Annotated in this window: 2 protein-coding genes; both read left to right on the forward strand. The window is 64.2% G+C overall.

The features are described 5' to 3' along the window. Nucleotides 1–892, forward strand: an 892-nt coding sequence (locus KZZ07_RS26545; RefSeq protein ID WP_219519901.1) for a formate--tetrahydrofolate ligase, incomplete at its 5' end; no start/stop codon positions are given. 137 nt (nucleotides 893–1,029) lie between these two features. Beyond that, nucleotides 1,030–1,344, forward strand: a complete 315-nt coding sequence (locus KZZ07_RS26550) for a chorismate mutase (RefSeq protein ID WP_255564621.1) — start codon at nucleotides 1,030–1,032, stop codon at nucleotides 1,342–1,344. The last annotated feature ends 72 nt before the right edge of the window (nucleotides 1,345–1,416 follow it).

A 1,416-nucleotide genomic window follows, 5' to 3' on the forward strand; every position in this document is an offset into this window, starting at 1 on the left:
GGAAAACAACCCGGCATTTGTGCACGGCGGTCCCTTCGCCAACATCGCGCACGGCTGTAACTCTGTCATCGCGACGAACACCGCGCTGAAGCTGGCCGATTACGTCGTGACAGAGGCAGGCTTTGGGGCTGACCTGGGCGCCGAGAAGTTCATGGACATCAAGTGTCGCAAGGCGGGGCTCAAGCCCGACGCCGTGGTGATCGTCGCCACCGTGCGCGCGATGAAGATGAACGGCGGTGTCGCCAAGGCCGACCTGGGCACCGAGAACGTCGAAGCCGTCAAGGCGGGCTGCCCGAACCTGGGCCGCCACATCGAAAACATGAAGAAGTTCGGCGTGCCTGCGGTGGTGGGGATCAACCACTTCGTCACCGACACGGATGCCGAGGTGCAGGCGGTCATGGACTACTGTGCCGAGATGGGCGTCGAGGCCATCCTGAACAAGCACTGGGAACTGGGCGGCGAAGGCATCACCGAAACCGCCAGGAAGGTTGTCGAACTCTGCGAAAGCGGGGCGGCCAACTACGCGCCGCTCTATGCCGACGAGCTGTCGCTGGCCGAGAAGATCGAGACTGTCTGCAAGGAAATCTACCGCGCCGACAGTGTGGTGATGGATGGCAAGATCCTGAACCAGCTGAAGGAATGGGAAGCGCAGGGCTACGGCAACTTGCCGGTCTGCATGGCCAAGACGCAGTATTCCTTCTCGACCGACCCGACCCAGCGCGGCGCGCCCACCGGCTTTGACATCCCGGTGCGTGAGGTTCGCCTCTCCGCCGGGGCCGGCTTTATCGTGGTGGTCTGCGGTGAGATCATGACCATGCCCGGCCTGCCGCGCGTTCCGGCGGCGGAATCGATCCGCCTGAACGACGAAGGGCTGATTGAAGGCTTGTTCTGAAGATCGGGACGGGGGCGGACGCTGTTTGCCTTGCGGCAAAGGCGCCCCGCTCACCGTCCCGCAGGGGCGCGGTTGATCCCCGCCCCTGCTTGTCGGATACGGGGGCCAGATTTTCCTGGTGATGCAAAGGAACGCCCATGCCGCGCCCTTCCCCCGACACGATTGAAAGCATGGCGGATCTTCGGGTCTGTATCGACAAGATCGACAGCGAACTGGTCGCGCTTCTGGCCGAGCGCGAACGCTACACCGATCGCGCGCCGGATCTGAAGGCGCGCGAAGGGATCGCGGCCCGCGCGCCGCGCCGGGTCGAAGCGGTGCTGGCCAATGTAGAGGACAAGGCCCGGGCAGAGGGGCTGGACACGGAATTGGCCCGTGCGATCTGGACACTCATGATCGAGACGGTGATCGCCCGGGAGGAACGGGTGATCGGCAAGGAAGGGATAGATGGATGAGCGCAACAATCATTGACGGCAAGGCCTTTGCGGCCACGGTCCGCGAGAAGGTGGCGGCGCATGTGGCGCGGC

The sequence above is a fragment of the Mameliella sp. CS4 genome, assembly GCF_019392335.1.
Lineage (GTDB): Bacteria > Pseudomonadota > Alphaproteobacteria > Rhodobacterales > Rhodobacteraceae > Antarctobacter.

Bases quoted from the DNA above. Each gene is read 5' to 3' on its own strand.
- KZZ07_RS26550 (WP_255564621.1), top strand. From the start codon at position 1,030: ATGCCGCGCCCTTCCCCCGACACGATTGAAAGCATGGCGGATCTTCGG.